The 17510-nt window shown below is 57.4% G+C and carries 13 protein-coding genes and 3 pseudogenes; 13 read left to right on the forward strand and 3 right to left on the reverse strand.

Translation table 11 applies throughout. The features are described 5' to 3' along the window. Positions 1-3: 3 nt before the first annotated feature. From AC4CWH_RS26360 to AC4CWH_RS26385, 6 genes are all read left to right on the forward strand, one after another. Entirely contained in the window at positions 4-3351 is a 3348-nt protein-coding gene (locus tag AC4CWH_RS26360; protein ID WP_491322559.1) for a UvrD-helicase domain-containing protein, read from the forward strand. Positions 3352-3449: 98 nt separating this feature from the next. Beyond that, a complete protein-coding gene (locus AC4CWH_RS26365) occupies positions 3450-4193 on the forward strand; it encodes a multiubiquitin domain-containing protein (RefSeq protein WP_491322560.1) in 744 nt (247 codons plus the stop codon). Further along, the gene (locus AC4CWH_RS26370) at positions 4193-4576 is read left to right on the forward strand and encodes an E2/UBC family protein (protein WP_491322561.1); all 384 of its coding nucleotides are present in this window, start codon (positions 4193-4195) and stop codon (positions 4574-4576) included. The genes AC4CWH_RS26365 and AC4CWH_RS26370 overlap by 1 nt, the downstream gene beginning before the upstream one ends. Continuing rightward, positions 4573-5919, forward strand: coding sequence for a HesA/MoeB/ThiF family protein (locus AC4CWH_RS26375; RefSeq protein WP_491322562.1), 1347 nt, complete (start codon positions 4573-4575; stop codon positions 5917-5919). Before AC4CWH_RS26370 ends, AC4CWH_RS26375 begins: the two co-directional genes overlap by 4 nt. After that, on the forward strand, positions 5916-6440 hold the full coding sequence (locus AC4CWH_RS26380) for a ubiquitination-like system serine protease family protein (protein WP_491322563.1): 525 nt from the start codon (positions 5916-5918) through the stop codon (positions 6438-6440). Before AC4CWH_RS26375 ends, AC4CWH_RS26380 begins: the two co-directional genes overlap by 4 nt. Before the next feature lie 597 nt (positions 6441-7037). After that, positions 7038-8549: an anti-phage dCTP deaminase gene (locus AC4CWH_RS26385; RefSeq protein ID WP_491322564.1), complete on the forward strand. Its 1512-nt coding sequence runs from the start codon at positions 7038-7040 to the stop codon at positions 8547-8549. Between the two features lie 48 nt (positions 8550-8597). Here the strand turns inward: AC4CWH_RS26385 and AC4CWH_RS26390 are convergent, their stop codons facing one another. Continuing rightward, the gene (locus tag AC4CWH_RS26390) at positions 8598-9737 is read right to left on the reverse strand and encodes an RHE_PE00001 family protein (RefSeq protein ID WP_491322565.1); all 1140 of its coding nucleotides are present in this window, start codon (positions 9735-9737) and stop codon (positions 8598-8600) included. A gap of 179 nt (positions 9738-9916) precedes the next feature. Here AC4CWH_RS26390 and AC4CWH_RS26395 point away from each other — a divergent pair, with 179 nt between their 5' ends. From AC4CWH_RS26395 to AC4CWH_RS26405, 3 genes are read left to right on the forward strand one after another with little or no spacing between them, the layout of a single operon-like run. Continuing rightward, positions 9917-10156, forward strand: a complete 240-nt coding sequence (locus tag AC4CWH_RS26395) for a type II toxin-antitoxin system Phd/YefM family antitoxin (RefSeq protein WP_234614101.1) — start codon at positions 9917-9919, stop codon at positions 10154-10156. Then, a complete protein-coding gene (locus AC4CWH_RS26400) occupies positions 10153-10572 on the forward strand; it encodes a type II toxin-antitoxin system VapC family toxin (RefSeq protein ID WP_234614103.1) in 420 nt (139 codons plus the stop codon). The genes AC4CWH_RS26395 and AC4CWH_RS26400 overlap by 4 nt, the downstream gene beginning before the upstream one ends. Further along, positions 10562-11701 (forward strand): site-specific integrase, encoded by a 1140-nt coding sequence (locus AC4CWH_RS26405; RefSeq protein WP_234614105.1) that lies wholly within the window; start codon positions 10562-10564, stop codon positions 11699-11701. The genes AC4CWH_RS26400 and AC4CWH_RS26405 overlap by 11 nt, the downstream gene beginning before the upstream one ends. Before the next feature lie 191 nt (positions 11702-11892). Here AC4CWH_RS26405 and AC4CWH_RS26410 read toward each other — a convergent pair. Continuing rightward, positions 11893-13251 (reverse strand): annotated as a pseudogene (locus tag AC4CWH_RS26410) (peptidoglycan D,D-transpeptidase FtsI family protein); the annotation flags it as partial. A 209-nt stretch (positions 13252-13460) separates the two neighbouring features. On the opposite strand from AC4CWH_RS26410, the pseudogene AC4CWH_RS26415 reads away from it, so the two are divergent. The 4 genes and pseudogenes from AC4CWH_RS26415 to AC4CWH_RS26430 all read left to right on the forward strand — a co-directional run. Next, a pseudogene (locus AC4CWH_RS26415) lies at positions 13461-13559 on the forward strand (type VI secretion protein); the annotation flags it as partial. Positions 13560-13600: 41 nt separating this feature from the next. After that, positions 13601-14074 (forward strand): annotated as a pseudogene (locus tag AC4CWH_RS26420) (TrbG/VirB9 family P-type conjugative transfer protein); the annotation flags it as partial. Positions 14075-14183: 109 nt separating this feature from the next. After that, on the forward strand, positions 14184-15206 hold the full coding sequence (virB11, locus tag AC4CWH_RS26425) for a P-type DNA transfer ATPase VirB11 (protein WP_234614134.1): 1023 nt from the start codon (positions 14184-14186) through the stop codon (positions 15204-15206). Beyond that, positions 15203-17290: a type IV secretory system conjugative DNA transfer family protein gene (locus AC4CWH_RS26430; RefSeq protein ID WP_234614137.1), complete on the forward strand. Its 2088-nt coding sequence runs from the start codon at positions 15203-15205 to the stop codon at positions 17288-17290. The genes virB11 and AC4CWH_RS26430 overlap by 4 nt, the downstream gene beginning before the upstream one ends. A gap of 7 nt (positions 17291-17297) precedes the next feature. Here AC4CWH_RS26430 and AC4CWH_RS26435 read toward each other — a convergent pair whose 3' ends face one another. Beyond that, positions 17298-17510, reverse strand: a complete 213-nt coding sequence (locus tag AC4CWH_RS26435; protein ID WP_234614138.1) for a hypothetical protein — start codon at positions 17508-17510, stop codon at positions 17298-17300.

Raw genomic sequence — 17510 nt, forward strand, 5'->3', positions numbered from 1 at the left:
GCTATGGAGAATATCAATTCCGTCCGACGCGCCGCGAACGAATTAAGACGCAAAGTCGACCCGGGGCTTAAGCAGCTCGCCGCAAGCGAGGTCATACAGCTCGGGCTTGAAGACCAAAATCTGACGGTCGAGAAGGTCGGGTCAAGCGACCCGAACCTCATGGGTGGCATCGGCGTTCTCAAGCGTCGCTATCTGGCTATATACGTGGCAAACGATCTCGACCCAAGCTTCGAGGCCGAGGTAATAGCCCACGAGATTGCGCATTTCGTCATACACCTCGAGGCCGAGATCAAAATGGAGCGCGGCTACAGCGCGCCAGGCGCCGGCGATCCGTTGCAACGTGTCGAAGCCTACAGCAAAAAAGAACGGCGCGAAGCGCAGGCAAATGCCTTCGCACGCGAGTTCCTTCTACCGCGTGCGCTTGCGAGACGGCTTTTCCAAGAAGGGAAACGCGCGAGGGATATCGCAACGAGCCTCGGGATAAGACTGGAGACCGTCTATCAACAACTGGCGGATTCCCTACTGTTGCCGGAGGCCATCGAGAAGCCAACAATAGCGACCCCACCTCCCGAACCGCTTGACCCCTCCCAGGAGGAGGCGGCACATCACCTGGGATCACCGTTTCTCCTCGAGGCCGGCCCCGGAACTGGGAAAACCAAAACCATGGTCGAGCGCATCGTATGGTTGCTTGCCCAGGAACACGCCAAGCCCGATGACATACTGGCACTGACATTTTCCAACAAAGCGGCCGAGGAGCTTGCCGAGCGGGTCGAGCGTGCTGTAGGAGCCGGTGCCGTCAACATCTGGAGCGGAACGTTTCATTCATTCGGGCTTGAACTCCTGCGCAAACACCACGCCCGCTTCAATCTTCCGCCCGATCCGAAGTTGGTCGACACGAGCGAGGCGATAAACCTGCTTGAAGAGACACTTCCGGCCCTGCCGATCGTCCACATGCAGAACCTGTTCGACCCTGCATCGGCGCTGAGAGATATCCTGCGCTCGATTTCAAGGGCGAAGGACGAGCTGATCGGGCCAGAGGAATACGAAGTCCTTGCCCAAAACATGATGCGCGATGCGGACCGCGCCGATGCCGATACCGTCAAGGCGGCCGCCAAGTGCTGCGAAGTCGCCCTTGTTTATCAGCACTACCAAGCAACCCTCGATTCGATGCAGGCGGTTGACTACGGTGATCTCATCCGACTCCCCGCCGTTAGAATGAGGACAGACGAAGATTTCCGTCGTCAGCTCTCGGACAACTATAAGTGGGTTCACGTCGACGAATACCAGGATATCAACCGAGCAAGCGCCATGATGGTTAAGGGCATCGTCGGCGACGGAAACCGGCTCTGGGTCGTCGGAGACGCCAGGCAGTCGATCTACAGGTTTCGCGGAGCGTCGAGCCGCAACATGGCGCGCTTCCGTAAGGACTATCCCAGCGGCGAACTGGGGCAGTTGAAGGTAAATTACCGATCCACCGATCCGATCCTTTCCCATTTCAAAGCTTTCGGAAACCGGATGATGGTGTCTTCCTACTCCCTTCCGCTCGACATAAGCGCCAAGAGAACCGAAGTCGGTGGAACGCCGGAGATATTCGTCGGAACCGATCCCCAGGACGAGATCAACTTGCTCGCCGGCAACATACGCGAACTCGAAAAGGCGGGCGTTTCCCTCAGGAGCCAGGCCGTAATCGCGCGTACCAACGGCCTACTCGCTGAGGTGGCAGCGGAACTCGAGGCACGAGAGGTGCCCGTGCTGTATCTGGGGCCGCTTTTTGAGCGACCTGAAGTGCGGGACATGCTGTCATTGCTGTCGCTGATCGTCCAAGACGGCTCGACGTTGTTCAGGGTGGGTACCTTCCCCGAGTACGACGTCGCGCCTCTCGAGCTGTCGCGGGTTATCGAGGAAGCCAAGTCCCGCCAGGTCACGGTCAAGGTGCTCCTCGACCAGATATCGACTCTTGCTGGTGTCACCCCCGATACCATCCGTCGCCTTGCCCTTCTGGCAAGCCATCTGGACGGGTTCGGCCGCGGCACGACGCCCTGGCTGGCTTTGATGGAATACCTGTTCGACCGAAGCAACTACGTCAGGACGGTTCTCGCGGGCCAAAACCCGTCTGACGATCTTCGCCGCGTTGCGGTCCGCCAGCTGATCGAGGCCCTTAGGACTATGCCGCTCGTGGGTGGTAAGTTGCCGATCGTCCGCGGCCTCGAACGTGTCAGGCATCTCGTGCTGCTATCGGACGATCGCGAACTGCGGCGTCTACCGGACGAAATGCAGGACGTGGATGGCGTCCAGTTGATGACGATCCACGCAAGCAAAGGTCTGGAATTCGAGGCCGTGCACCTGCCCAGGCTCAAGCGAGGGTCTATTCCCGCACCCAACCGTGCCGACGCATGCCCGCCGCCCGTCGGCATGATCACGGAAAACCCAGAAGCGAATGCCCACGAAGCCGAAGAGGAGTGTCTGTTTTTCGTGGCGATGTCGCGCGCGAAGACACACCTCAAGCTCTACCGACCATCAAGGTCGGGAGGCAAAACTTCAAATCCCTCGATATTCGTCGAGGGACTATCAATACGGAGCGGCAGGCAAGCCGCGCCGATAGCCCGCCTCTTCCCGGCTCCTACGCTGGAACCCATCATCGACTTCGGCTTTCCCGAGGGGTTAGATGCCACAGACGTCGAGTCTTTCGACCAGTGCGGAAGGCGCTTCTTCTATGACAAGGTCGCCAAGCTCGGCGGCTCGGCCGACAGGTCCACCTATTTTCAAGCTCATGGATGTATACTCTCTGTCGTCGCAGCTGCCCGATCCGCCGAAATTCCATTGACGACCGATGCCATGCGCGGAGTCTTCGAAACCGCCTGGAATTCGACGAAACTCGTAGGTCACCCGTTCGAGGCACCGTACCGAGCCCTTGTCGACAGGATGATGGGCAATCTTCTTCCCGTTCTTGCCTCCGTCTCGAAGGCGACGCCGTTCGGGCTCGTGTTGGCCAACCGTCAGATCGCTGTCGCTCCGGATTTCGTAAGGGGAGACGCGGGTTCGCGCGAGTTCTTGACAGTCCGGTCAGGCAAACGTTCCACGACGGAGCAAGACAAGATCGCACACACGCTACTGCTCGAAGCGGCGCGCATCAAATTCGGCCACGACTTCTCGTTCGAGACATTCCACGTGATGGATGGAAACGCAGGACAAATCGAGCAGACAGCGGCCAAGCGTGCGAACCGTATCGCGACGGCGCAAGACGCGATCCGGTCCATCGAAGAGGGCCTTTTCCCGGCCAAGAGAAATGACTTTCTGTGCCCCCGCTGCAGGCACTTCTTCATCTGTCCAGCTCCCCAGGCAAGTTCTTAAAAAAAGTTTACGACAAGGGTTCCTCTTTTCGCGGGCCCCTTCGATTGACCCTGTGAGACCGACGCAATCAGGCCAAGGTCCACAGGAAACAACAAACTATGTCTCTTATCGAAAACCCCGACATCGACGATGTCGCACTCGCCGTGCAGGAAGATCGCCCCCTGCGCCCCGGTCGCTACCGCGTTTCTCTCGCCGTCGACAGCGTCGATTTCCATCCGCTCATCCTCGATGATCCGGTTCCGCTCGGCCGTCAGATTCTCAAAAAGGCCGGCATCAACGACATCGATGATCACTCACTGTTTGTGATCACCACTGAAGGCGACTTCGAAGACGTCCGGGCGGATGAGGAGGTCGATCTGCGCGATCGTTCCGCCTTCCGCTTCATCGCTTTCAGCACCGATCCGCTCTACCGCGCCAAGCTCAACGAGGCGCGCATCGTCTGGGGCCGTTCTCTCATCCCTGAGGCGGTGCTGCGTGCGCTCGCTGGTGTCAACGCCGATGAAGCGGTCTTCCTGGAGGTGCGTGGCGGCAAGGACAAGCTAATTGAACCTGGCACCGACGTGGATCTCACCGCAGACGGAGTTGAGAGATTCATCACGGCGCCCAATAAGGTCACCTACACTTTCTTCGTCAATGGCAACCCTTACGAGACCGATAAGAAGAAGTTGACCGGCGCGCAGATCAAGTCGATGGTGCCCGACTGGGATCCGCAGCATGACCTTTCTCTGGAGGGTGAGGGCGACGATCCGGACCGCATCATTGCCGATGACGAGGTAGTTAGCCTCGTCCCGAAGCATGGTGTCCGCCGCTTCTCGTCAGTCCCGAAAGCGAACTTCGGCTGATGCCCGGCGTTCTCGAAATGCAGCTGGACCAGCTGCGGGAGCGCTTCGGCGACGTTCAGACCCGGCAGCTGCCGAGCGGCACCACGCTCGTCACAGTGCCTGGCGTCCGCCTGCCGGAGGGGTGGTCGAGGCCGTCGACCACCATCCGCTTCATCGTCCCGTCCGGATATCCCTTTGCGCAGCTCGACTGCTTCTGGGCGGATTCTGATCTTCTTCTCGCCCATGGAGGTCCGCCGCAGAACTCCGCACCAACTCCCGTCCCGGAGACCGTCGAACCGGCACTGTGGTTCTCGTGGCATCTCACAGGACCGTGGAACCCTAATCGCGACACGCTGTCGACTTGGATGAACGTAATTATTGATCGTGTGAGGCAGGTCCAATGAGTCGTGTTCGCTTTCCTTCGCCTCTTTATTCCAACCTGGCGTCGACGTTGCTCAACGCCAATGGTCGGGAGAGCTGCGCAATCGCGTACGCCCATCATGATGCGCGTAGCGACACGTGGGTTGTCGCCGGCGCCAGCATTGTGCCGGAAGACGCATATGAGCGCCGCACCTGCGTATCTGCTGTCCTGAAATCGTCTTTCCTCATCGAGGTTGCAAATCGCAGCCGGGTCACCGGCCTAGCCGTCATCTCGATCCATACGCATCCCGCCAGCTCCGACCCTCCGCATTTCTCGCCTATCGACGATGCGGGCGAAACCGAACTGCATTCGTATTTTGTTCGGCGAGCGGCACCAGTACCACATGTCTCACTGGTGATCGGGCCGCAGGGCTGCCGTGCGCGCCTTCTCGGAAAGGACGACGCGATCGATGTATGGGAAGTGGGAGAGAAGCTCATGCTCCATTCGCCCATGCAAGGCGTTTCCGATCAGGAACGCGATGATCGGCAGATCAGGGCATTCGGAGCCCCAGGGCAACGGATGCTGCGCCGCCTCCACTTTGGAGTGATCGGTGCGGGTGGAACTGGATCGCTCGGGTGCCAGCAACTCGCCCACCTCGGGGCCACTCAGGTCACGGTGATCGATCCCGACCTAGTCGAGGAGACCAATCTGAACCGTCTCGTTGGCTCCGTTCCCTCGGACGTTGGCCAGCCGAAGGTCGAGGTCGCGGCCAGAATGATCCACGCCATTAACCCTGATGCCACGGTGGTCCCGCTTCAAGCCGACATTGTCGACGAGGAGGTTGCGAAGCTCATCAGCACCTTCGATTTCGTCCTGTTGTGCACCGACTCTCACGCAAGCCGGGCGGTCGTCAATCAGGCCGCCTATCAGTATTTGGTGCCCGTGATCGATATGGGCGTCAGCATCACTGCCTCGAACGGAACCGTCAGCCACATCACTGGACGCGTGCAGATGCTCGCCCCAGGCCTTCCCTGCTTGACTTGCTCAGGCGCGCTCGACGGCGAAGCAATCCGGCGTGAAATGCTGTCACCAGAACAACGCGCGGCGGACCCATATATCCAAGGCATCCACGAACCCCAACCCGCGGTGCTGTCCATCAATTCGACAGTCAGCTCACTGGCAATCACCATGTTGCTTGGAGCCGTCACACCGGTTCCGATCAAGCCTCGATATCAGGTCTATGATGGAATTCGAGGCCGGGTAAAGGAGATGGCAGTCGCCGTGCAACCGAACTGTGTTGTTTGCTCACCTATGGGAGCCTTTGCCAAGGGCAAGACATGGCATTTGCCGGTCCGGCCAAAACGTCAAGACGGGAGCGAAAAATGACAGACCCGGCACGAATGGTTAGGATGGTCGGAAATGCCGAGTATAGAGATCAGGCTGAGGCAACACTTCTCGCTCCCGGTGATACATCCATGGTGTTTCGCGCACGGCCCAGATCGATCCTGATGGCGTGCCCTGATGGGTGCGGCGAGACCCTGGTAATCAATCTCGACAGCCGCGCCGACAAGGCATGGCGCTTCGACATACGCGGTGAAGGACTTACCCTATTTCCCTCGGTTTGGCGCGACGGAGGATGCGAAAGCCACTTTATCGTGTGGCGTGGGCACATCCTGTGGTGTGATCAGTTTGAAGAAGGAAATACTGAACCGGCCTACAATCCGGAGATCGAGGACGCTGTTCTGAGCGCGATGGATGAGGTTCAGCCGCGCAACGCCGTGGAACTCGCCGATGCAATTGATGAACTCGTATGGGACGTCAATCGCGCCGCGGGCAGGCTTGTAGATCGTGGTCTTGCGCGCTCATGGAAGACCAAAGGGGGATGGGTCTTCGCGCGAGCAAAATGAGGTCTCCTGCTATCTCGAACTTGGTGATGTGTTGGTGAGCGACTGGCAACCTGCTCGCTTGCAATGCTCTCGTGTCGCGCAATGAACGGACAGGAAGCGCGAAAAGCGCAATTGGAGTCTTCAAGGCATGGCGCTTGGTCGAGCGCCATGTCGTTTTGCTTCTGATCGCCAGAATACGTAACATCTTCCGTAACGGGCGCCATCTCAGAATTAAATGCTCGACGACACCTTTCTGATCGCTTCTTGCGTAGGCTGAATTCAATCGACTCTAACTAATTACGGTGATCGAGCGAGACGGCGTGAATATTTTTTCTCAAAATTGAAAAGGGCCCCAATGGGCCCTTAAGAATTTTCAATCGTCAGCTGAGCTATAGGATGCAGGTCCCAGCGAGAAGCGATCTCGAAAATCTTGTATCGCATCATTATAAGCGTGCTCATTTTTTTGCACCAATGATTCAAGTCGATCCAACAGAGGCTTCTTCTGTTGAGTACTTAACGCTGCCTTCTTCTCCACAGGAGGTTGCATTGTCTTCCCCAATTTTCAGTGTAATCGTGACACCAAGTTTCACTACGAATCATTAACAAACGAATACGATCATGGCCAACGAAACGTTCCCAAAACTTGACAAAAATCTTCCCGAAATAATCATCGGAATCGTCTCGCCAGTCGGTACGGGGCTTAAAAGCACATTAGACTCTCTAAGGAAAGAGTTTAACGAAAAAGGCTACGACGTACATCACATAAAAATTTCTGAGCAGTTTCCTTCGATCGCCGACGCCTTCGGTTACGCAGGTCTAAGCGTGAAGACGCGGTTTGACAGAGCCGATACTTACATCACATTTGGTAACTACCTCAGAGACAACATGGGCGGGAAGGCGCTCTCCGCCTTTGCGATATCAGCGGTTGCAGAACGTCGGTCTGCTGACAAATCACGTGGAAATGTGTTTGTGATCGATCAGCTGAAGACCGAGCAAGAACTTAACCTGCTTCGCGAGGTTTACGGCGCGTCTTTTTTTCAAATCTCCGTCTACTCCGCTCGAGATGTTCGTGTTGATAATCTCGCGAATGGGATGGCGCACGACAACAAAAAGCGCGATGCAAACTACTTCCGGGGAGACGCGGAAAAGTTGGTTGCCCGGGATGAGGATGAGTTCAATGAACCAAATGGCCAAAAAGTCGGCAAAATTTTTCAGTTTGCAGATGTTGTGATAAACGCCGATCGTGCAGAAGAGCAAAACAATGTTTCTGACCAGGTTAAGCGTTTCGTAGATCTCCTTTTCGGCCATAATGGATATTCGCCCAACCGGCTCGAGTATGGGATGTATCTTGCCCACTCCGCAGCACTGAGGAGCCTTGATCTTTCCCGCCAAGTCGGCGCAGCCATATTTCGCAAATCCGGGGAAATCGCTGCCTTAGGAGCAAACGAAGTTCCCAAGGCTGGTGGGGGCACTTACTGGGCAGACGATCACTTCGACGCCCGCGAGTATAAGCTCGGATCAGACAGCAACGACAAGAGAAAACAAGAGCTTCTCGATGAGGTGCTGGAAATAGCCGTCGGAAACACGATAAATTTGACTTCAGAGCAACTCAAGCAGCTCGATAAATCTCAGTTTATGGAGGCACTTGAGTATGGCCGAATTGTCCATGCAGAAATGTCAGCACTGAGCGATGCCGCAAGACTCGGCATAAGCGTTCAGGATGCAACCATATATTGCACTACCTTTCCATGCCATATGTGTTCGAAACACATCGTTGCAAGCGGTATATCTAAGGTTGTTTTTCTGGAGCCCTATCCTAAAAGCTTAACTTCAGATCTTCATTCGGACTCCGTAAAGATTGAAGGGATGTCACGCGGTGTGTACGGCAAGTTTCCAGCAGTTGAGTTTGCCCCATTTTTCGGAATAACCCCGCGTCGATACAGAGAATTTTTCACCCGGACCAAGCGAAAGAAAAACGGCGAATTCCAAACTTACCGCGATGGGGCAGCGTACCCCATGATAAGACAACAAACGGCTGCATACCTTGCACTGGAAGGCGCGGCGATGGAGGGTCTTGCTGAGAGTATCAACGCTTTTATGGCCAAGCTTCCAACCACGAATTCCGAATAAAATCTGATGATGGACAACGATGATCTGAGTTGCAATGTAGGTTGCAACTCAGATCACGCCCCACGCCCGAAACCTCCCCCTCCCGGTCATCTCCCTGAGCCCCAGCTCCAAAACAATCCGCCGCGCCGCCTGCGGCGTCACCTCGAGCGTCTTCGCCACCATCTCGGCCGACACCAGCGGCTTTGCCATCACCAGCTCGACCAGCTCCGGCAATCTTGAAGACGTTCGCCGTCCTTCAAGTTTTCGGTCCATCATCGTCTTCGCGAGCGTCAGCCGGTCATGCTCTTTCATGCCGGTCTCGGCGGTCGCCAAAAATCCGTGGGCGATGGCCAGCAACCGGGTTTCCCGATCGCGATGCCGGCGGCGATCAACGGGAATGGTTTTGAGGCCAAGATTGATGGCTGCGAGATGCGCGCCCGAGGTGACGCCGGCCTGGCGCAGGATCGACGCGGCCAACAATCGGCCGAGCCAGGGCGCGTGCTGCAGCACGGACAATTCATTCCAGGCATCGAGGGCGACGATCGCCTGCAGCACCGCCGGCAAGTTCTCGGCCTGGCGCAGGACGCCGCGCCATTCATCCAGCCGCGCATCCTCGTCCCAGTCGAGATCATAGACCAGTGCGTCTCTGTCTGCCGCGCTGGCGCGGCCGGGCCGCGTTGCGTTTTCGATCGCCGCTTGCGAACGGGCCAGCACCGCATCGATAGCGGCGTAGTCAACGCCGGGGAGATTTTCGACGTCATCACCATCCTCCCCCTCCCCTTCCGGATCGATGGCGACCGCTGGCCGAACGACGCTGGCCTGCTCCCCCGCCTCAGCGCCGACTGGATTGATGTCCGACGTCTGTCGCAAAGTTCGGATACCCTCTGCCGATAACGCCCAGCCGGGGAGTTGGCCGGCGATCCGCCGGCGGGTGCGCAAGACGTCGCGGGCGATTGTCAGTTCGTGGGTGGGTGTGCGAATATCCTTTGTGGCGTCGTGGAGGACGAGGTCCTCGAGATGGACCAGTTCGCCGTCGATCCACAGCGAGGCACAGGCGTCGGTGAATTGGGATCGTTCGAGGAAGCCTGCGCCAACCGGTGAACGGGCGATACGCTCGTCCAGACGCGTGAGGGCGAGACCGGCCCGAAACGCCGGCTCTATCAAGGTCATCATGCTGATTTTCGCGAGATCGTAAGTCATTGAAATCATGGTAAATGATTTCTTATAAGAACTCTATACCAATATTACTATTCCTCACATGGTACGGTTGCTAGTTGATCGTCTAACCATCGATAAGTAACCCTTATCGTCGGTGATCGGATCTGTTAAGTTGACCAACCTCAAGGCAGCGCCTAGGATGTGGAAATCCGAGCTGGAGAAAGATCCCGATGAGCACAACCGTCAAGATTTCAGAAGCCAAGGCGCATCTGTCGGAGTTGTTGGCGCGTGTCGAGGCCGGCGAGGACGTCATTATCGCGCGGGGCAACGATCCGATTGTACGGCTCTCGCGCATTCGAAAGGAGACCGATCGGCAAATTCTGCTCGAAGAGGTGCGAGCCGCGCGCACCAAGATGCATCCCGTGACGCATGAGGAAATCATGACGTGGCGCGACGAGGGGCGCCGGTGACGGATTTTGTGATCGATGCCTCGATGGCAATCGCCTGGTTGATTCCGGAAGAATTCACAGATTCCGCCGATGCCCTAGTCGCGACGATATCGGATGGCTGCATCGCCCCGTCTCTGTTCTGGTTCGAAGTCCGCAACATCCTTGCTATGTCCGAACGCCGAGGCCGGCTCGGAACGGGTGGTGCATTGATCTCCATGGAACGGCTGCGCAGATTGCCGATTGACGATGCCGGGATTGGCAGCGACAGCGCGATCCTGCTCTTGGCCTCAAGCCATGTCATCAGCGCGTACGACGCAGCCTATCTCTCCCTGGCACTCAACAGGAATTTGCCTTTGGCAACTCTGGACCGGAAGCTCGCCAATGCGGCTCGCAAGGAAGGTCTGACCGTCCTCGGGCCATTTGCGCATGGTGACTGAACAGGTTCCATTGGCCAGGCGCGCCGCCGAACTCGACACCATTGCCGCAGTCCTGCCGATGGAGCGACGCGACGAACTGGCGGAACTTCTGACCGACCAGGATGTCGAGACGCTGCGTCACCTCGTCAATGAGGGCATGGGGACCAATACGCTGCGGGCACTCACCTCCGACTTGACGTATTTGCAGGCTTGGTCGCTAGCAGCGACCGGCCGATCGCTCCCCTGGCCAGCACCTGAAGCATTGCTTCTCAAGTTTGTCGCGCACCATCTCTGGGATGCGCAAAAGCGCCTGACGGGTCCGGATCACGGCATGCCAGCTGACGTCGAGGACAAGCTCCGCATCCAAGGATTGCTACGATCACCGGGGCCGCATGCGCCTGACACCGTGCGCCGGCGCCTTGCCACCTGGTCGACGCTGACGAAATGGCGCGGCCTCGATGGCTTTTTCGGTTCTCCTGCCCTCAAGTCCGCAATCCGACTGGCCGTGCGTGCGACGCCGCGGCCAAGGAAGCGGAAAAGCGCCAAGGCCGTCACAGGGGATATTCTGTCCAGACTGCTCGCAACCTGCACGACGGGAAACCTGCGTGATGTTAGAGACCGTGCAATCTTAATGGTCGCCTTTGCCTCGGGCGGCCGTCGCCGTAGCGAAATCGCGGGCCTCAGGATCGAGCAGCTGCAGCAGGAAGAGCCGATCCAGATTGACGGGGCCCCTCCCCTGCTCTCTCTTTCCATTCATCTCGGTCGCACCAAGACCAGCGGCGCCGACAGTGATGAAGTTGTCTACCTCAGTGGGCGACCGGTCGATGCGTTGAACGCCTGGCTTGCGGCGGCGAAAATCGACAAGGGCAGTGTCTTCAGGGCGATTGATCGCTGGGGGAATGTTTCGTGCCGGCCGCTAGACCCGAAGGCGATCAATGACATGGTCAAGCATCGGGCCGAACTGGCCGGGTTTGATCCTGCTGATTTCTCCGCCCATGGGCTCCGCTCTGGCTATTTGACCGAGGCGGCCAATCGGGGCATACCACTCGCCGAAGCCATGGAGCAGTCGCGGCATCGATCCGTTCAGCAAGCGTCGGAATACTACAACAACGCCACCAGACGCAGCGGCAGGGCGGCTCATATTCTGTGAAGATAGAGGTTTCCCGACCGGGCCATTGCGTGATCGAGATGGGCATGAGTAAAGCTATTCGGAATATTGCGCACCTGCGTGATAACCACATGAAGTCTAGTGGCCGAATGCAGCCTTTCGCTTCGCGCCAATAGGAGACATTGAAGCCGCATCATCTGGGTGACCTAGAATATCTCCGCGACGACTGGCTTTCAATAATTGGCCAGGACTCGGGGCGCGGTCTCAGGCCCAAATCGTGGCTGCACTCCCAGAAGCGACGCCGTTCTTGCAATGATCGCTTTTGCCATGGGGGCTGCAGTCGATGCTGCTGTTCGACCGCCATTTTCTCCAGTTTGTGGCGCGTCTATGATGGTCAGGAGTGTGTAGCGTGGCTTGTCCATGGGGAAAGCGGCAACGAACGCGTTGAAGTTCTGATCGCTAGCATATCGACCATTGATGACCTTGTCCGCGGTTCCCGTCTTTCCGCCGACATAGAAACCCTCGACCTGGGCTGATCGACCCGAGCCTTTCAGCCCATTCCAGTTGTAGAGAAAGCGCATGTCGGCGCTGGTCTGTTCGCCGATGACCTTGCGGGCAATGGTGGCAGCATCGTCCTTGGAACGCGGAAGGAAGGTCGGTGCGATGAGATTGCCGCCATTCATCAGTGCGGACGCTGCGACAGCAGTCTGCAAGGGTGTCGTTGCGACACCGTGCCCAAACGAGATTGTTACGGAGTTGATCTTCTTCCACTCTCGCGGTTGCGTGGGCAGCGCCACTCCTGGCATCTCTGTCTCTACCTTCGAGAGCAGACCCAGCCGGGTAAGGAATTCCCTGTGTCTCTCGATGCCGACCATGTCAGCTACAGCTGCGGTGCCGATGTTTGAAGAGTATTGAAACACCTCCGGGATGGTCAGTGGTCGGTTCTTTCCTTTAAAGTCCTTGATGGTGAAGCCGCCCATCCGGATGGGGCGAGAAGCGTCGACCACTGAATTCAGGGTGATCTTGCTCTCATCCAGACCCATCGCAAGAGTGAAGCTTTTGAAGGTGGATCCCATTTCGAAGGTGGCGTTGCTGATCCGATTGAACCAGCCTTTCTCATAGTCCTTATCCACGCTGCCATCGGGGAGCGTCCGAGATGGCTCGTTAGGATCGTAGTCCGGCACCGAAGCCAGCGCGACAACTTCTCCTGTCTCGACATCAAGAATCACGGCTCCGGCAGCCTCGGCCTTGTAGTTCACCATCGCTGCGGCGACGATCTCCCGCACGATGTGCTGAACCCTTATGTCGATCGACAGAGTGACTGGCTCGAGTGGCGTTTCGCTCGTCATCCCTATTGCGCGCAGATCAGCCAGTCCTTGCTGATCGAGATAGCGCTCCATGCCTGCCAGACCTTGGTTATCGACGTTTACGTGGCCAAGGATGTGGGAGGCTGTGCGACCTCCTGGATAGAAGCGCCGCTTTTCGGGCCGGAACCCTATTCCCGGAATTCCGAGCCTGAGGATGTCTGCCTGCTGCCGGGGAGTGATCTGCCTCTTTAGCCATTGAAAACCTGTGCCCGACCTTAGGCGGCGATCCCCCTCCGGTTTAGCGCTTGTCCCCCTCTCTCCAGCTGTTCCGCACGAGCTCGGGAGCAGGAGCGGGGCTCCTGCCCTCCCTTCGATTTCGGGAGGTCAAGGAGTGATCGCTTGCGCTTGTGGAGAGGGAAAGATGACAGAAGAGCTTGAGCTGCAACCCAACGAGCCATTGTCCGTGAAGGTCGAACGCCACCGAGCCGTCTACGCCTGAGCGCAACGAATGGCGCTTCGAAAACCCGTTGGGCTTTCAGGTTTATGACTACCGCCGTGATCAGGAAACGGTGACCTCGGGAGGCCAGCAGTGAAATATGGCTTGCCTCTGGCGGCGTCGATCGCCGCTCTCACGATGGTCCAAGCCTATGCGGCGCAACAGCCCCGCCCTGGCAGTCTGGATGCGCGTGTGACCAGTGTCGTCTATCAGCCGAACAACGTCGTGAAGGTGTCTGCGACCTACGGCATCTCAACGATGATCATCTTCGACGAAGATGAGAAGTTTGAGACGATCTCGCTTGGCGACACCGACAGTTGGCAGGTTGCCCCGTCCGAAAAGGGCAACATCCTTTTCGTCAAGCCGATAGCCAAGGACGTTTCCACAAACATGAACGTGGTGACCTCAAAGAGGATCTACTTCCTTGAGCTGAACGACTATGCACCGGAAGCAGGGAAAAAGGTCTTCGGCATTCGCTTCGTGTACGGTAGCGACTCCAGCTCCGGAAACGATGACACTGAGCGAGGTGCTGAATTGGCGCGAGAAACGATCGCGCAGACCTTCAGCGACATGGCGAACACGGTCCTTGCCGAAAACCTGAGGATCCCGCCAACGATCAGCGTACCGCAAGGCGAGCGGATCTTTGTCTATGTTCGCGAGGACCTCGATTTCAGCGCCATGTACGACGATCCTGTCACGGAAGCGATGAAGGAGATCAAACGTGAACGTTATGGTAGGTAACACGACCGCTCATGATCCTCATTATTTCCTGAACCGGTCTCTGGAGCCCATCAGGCAATTTCTCGATGATTCGAAGGTGGTTGAGATTGCAGTGAATCGGCCAGGCCAAGTCTATGTTGAGCGCTTCGGTGCTGATCACATGGAGCATCATGAAATCGATGCTCTGACGGCACGCGAGATCGAGAACATTGGCGAGCGGGTTGCCGCAGCGACAAAGCAGTTCCTCAACGCCGCTAATCCGATCCTTAGCGCAGCACTGCCGACCGGCGAACGTATCCAGGTCGTCTTGCCGCCCGCGGCACCTGATGGTGGGTCGATCACGATCCGTAAGCAGGTTGTGCAGAATTTCTCTCTGCAGGACTACCGTGACAACGGCTCTCTCGACAAAGTCTCGGTTGCTGTCGGAGGCCTAAGCGACGTGGATCGGGAGCTGATCGCCTATCTACGCGCGGAGAAGATCTACGACTTCATCCATACGGCCATCACGAAGCGGGTTTCGATCCTGATCAGTGGCGGCACGTCGTCGGGCAAAACCACCTTTCTGAACGCGTGCCTGAACTCTGTAGACCTGAATGAGCGGATCCTGACGCTTGAAGACACTCGTGAGCTATTCCCACCACAGAAGAACGCGGTCCACCTGATCGCCTCCAAGGGTGGGCAAGGCACTGCAAACGTGACGATTCAAAACCTTCTTGAATCGGCGCTTCGAATGCGGCCGGATCGCCTCTTTGTTGGCGAGATTCGTGGAGCTGAGGCCTTTTCATTCCTTCGCGCCATCAACACAGGCCACCCGGGCAGCATGTCGACGGTACACGCCGATACGCCGCTCGGCGCTTATGAACAGCTTGCCATGATGATGCAGCAGTCCGGCATGTCCGCCGGCTACTCCAAGCAAGACCTGATGTCCTACATCCAAATGGTCATTCCGATCGTGATCCAGCTCAGGCGGGAAGGCGGCAAGCGCGGGGTTTCCGAAATCTACTTCGCACGGGATGCATCATGAGTAAGGGGCTACAGGCCTTCTATCTGTTTTTCTGCCTGTTGATTGCATTTGCAGTCTGGATGCTGGCATACGGGGCGGGGCTTCAGCTCTTCTACGGTGACGGTAGGATCCTCGAGGCGACAATCACGTCAAACCCATTCGCGCCAATTCAGCAGTTCTGGGCCTATAGCTCCTCCCCTTCCCTTCGAAAAGTCGCGCTCGGCTCCGTAGTGCCCGCGCTGCTCGTATCAGGCCTCATTGCTTACCTTGGGCTCAAACCTACCAGCAATCCATTGGGGGATGCGGCCTTTCAGGATCTTGCAACACTTCGGCGCGGGAAGTGGTTTGGCAGACGAGGTCACATATTCGGCCGCATCGGGAGCAACGTCCTTCGCGCGTATGACGATCGCCACCACCTCATTATTGGCCCGACGCGATCCGGTAAGGGCGCGGGCTACGTCATCCCCAACGCTCTCATGCACGAAGGGTCAATGATCGTCACGGATCTGAAGGGCGAGGTCTACAAGGCAACCGCCGGCTATCGGAAGCGCAACGGCAGCCAGGTCTTCTTGTTCGCGCCGGGTTCTGAGACGACCAACAGCTATAATCCCTTGGATTTCGTTCGTCCGGAGCGAGGCAATCGCACGACTGACATTCAAAATATCGCCAGCATACTTGTACCGGAAAACACCGAATCCGAGAATTCCGTTTGGCAGGCCACGGCTCAACAGGTTCTCGCCGGCGCCATCAGCTATGTTCTCGAAAGCCCCTTCTACAAAGGGCGCAGGAACCTCGGCGAGATCAACTCCTTCTTCAACAGCGGGACCGATCTGCAGGCCTTGATGAAGTACATCAAGGAGAAGGAGCCGTACCTGTCGAAGTTCACGATGGAGAGCTTCAACTCATACCTGTCTCTCTCGGATCGGGCCGCGGCCTCGGCACTGCTTGATATCCAGAAGGCGATGAGACCGTTCAAGAACGAACGCGTTGTGGCCGCAACGAACGTGACCGACATGGACCTTCGATCCATGAAGCGTCGCCCCATCACGATCTACCTTGCCCCGAACATCACCGACATCACGCTTCTTAGGCCGCTGCTGACGCTATTCGTTCAACAGGTGATGGACATACTCACCCTTGAGCATGATCCCAACTCCGAGCCGGTCTATTTCCTGCTGGATGAGTTTCGCCAGCTGAAGCGCATGGACGAGATCATGACGAAGCTGCCCTATGTGGCCGGCTATAAGATCAAGCTCGCCTTCATCATCCAGGACCTGAAGAACCTGGATGAGATCTATGGTGAGACGTCCCGACATTCGCTCCTTGGCAACTGCGGCTATCAGCTCATCCTTGGTGCCAATGACCAGGCCACGGCAGAGTATGCCTCCCGGGCGCTTGGCAAGAGAACCATTCGGTATCAGTCTGAATCACGAACGATCGAGCTTATGGGATTGCCGCGCCGAACAAAGGTCGAGCAAATTCGCGATCGGGACCTGATGATGCCGCAGGAAGTGCGCCAGATGCCCGAGAACAAGATGATCTTGCTGGTGGAGGGTCAGCGGCCAATCTTTGGAGACAAGCTGCGCTTCTTTAAGACCCAGCCCTTCAAGGAGGCGGAGGCCTATTCTCAGACGCACATACCGACCGTTCCAACTGTCGATTACCTGCCACCTAAACCTGTTCCAGCGACCACGCCAGCCTATGCCAATGCAGGCCAGGAACAGGCTGATGAAGCGGAAGCGATAAAGCCTGCGACTGAGGCGAAAGCGAAGGAGCCGCGGGCGCCTGTCCAGGAGGAGGCTCCGAAAGAGCCAGCGCCCTCCACCTCGCCCGCTCGCGTCGTGAATCCATCCGCCTTGGCCAAAAAGAAAGTCAGCGCCGGGGGGACTCCGGAACCTTCAAAGGCAGCTGTGCCCGCCCCCGAAAAGCGCACGACACCTGTCTCAGAGAACGACATCGAAAAAGCGCACAATGATCGGGTTAGCCGCCTTAAGGAGGTCGTCGAACGGGAAGCCGAAGGCAAATCACCGCGCAAGAGGAAGAGCTTGGAAGAGCTATTCGCAGCGACCGTTCCTGATCCAATCATGGAACAGGCCGACCGCTAATTCAGGTTCAGAAGGGCCAGAAGCTCGCTGCGTACTGACCCGCTTCTGTTAGCCAAGCCACAGAAGCATGATACCAGCCGATCACGGTCCCGTAGACCTTGATCAAGATCGCCAGGATCCCAACGCAGACCATGCCCCACACCATCATCTTGCCGACGATGTCGGCAGACTTGGGGTCGTTTACTTCCACCAGGTAGGTGTTCTGATTACCGTCCTGCAT

It is taken from the genome of Neorhizobium sp. PAMB6716 (assembly GCF_058242805.1).

What these genes read in the sequence shown, in the direction of transcription:
- AC4CWH_RS26380 (WP_491322563.1), top strand. Translation starts at nt 5,916, where the DNA reads ATGACAGACCCGGCACGAATGGTTAGGATGGTCGGAAATGCCGAGTAT.
- AC4CWH_RS26395 (WP_234614101.1), top strand. Translation starts at nt 9,917, where the DNA reads ATGAGCACAACCGTCAAGATTTCAGAAGCCAAGGCGCATCTGTCGGAG.
- AC4CWH_RS26360 (WP_491322559.1), top strand. Translation starts at nt 4, where the DNA reads ATGGAGAATATCAATTCCGTCCGACGCGCCGCGAACGAATTAAGACGC.
- AC4CWH_RS26370 (WP_491322561.1), top strand. Translation starts at nt 4,193, where the DNA reads ATGCCCGGCGTTCTCGAAATGCAGCTGGACCAGCTGCGGGAGCGCTTC.
- AC4CWH_RS26365 (WP_491322560.1), top strand. Translation starts at nt 3,450, where the DNA reads ATGTCTCTTATCGAAAACCCCGACATCGACGATGTCGCACTCGCCGTG.
- AC4CWH_RS26430 (WP_234614137.1), top strand. Translation starts at nt 15,203, where the DNA reads ATGAGTAAGGGGCTACAGGCCTTCTATCTGTTTTTCTGCCTGTTGATT.
- AC4CWH_RS26390 (WP_491322565.1), bottom strand. Translation starts at nt 9,737, where the DNA reads ATGATTTCAATGACTTACGATCTCGCGAAAATCAGCATGATGACCTTG.
- AC4CWH_RS26435 (WP_234614138.1), bottom strand. Translation starts at nt 17,510, where the DNA reads ATGCAGGACGGTAATCAGAACACCTACCTGGTGGAAGTAAACGACCCC.
- AC4CWH_RS26405 (WP_234614105.1), top strand. Translation starts at nt 10,562, where the DNA reads ATGGTGACTGAACAGGTTCCATTGGCCAGGCGCGCCGCCGAACTCGAC.
- AC4CWH_RS26385 (WP_491322564.1), top strand. Translation starts at nt 7,038, where the DNA reads ATGGCCAACGAAACGTTCCCAAAACTTGACAAAAATCTTCCCGAAATA.
- AC4CWH_RS26375 (WP_491322562.1), top strand. Translation starts at nt 4,573, where the DNA reads ATGAGTCGTGTTCGCTTTCCTTCGCCTCTTTATTCCAACCTGGCGTCG.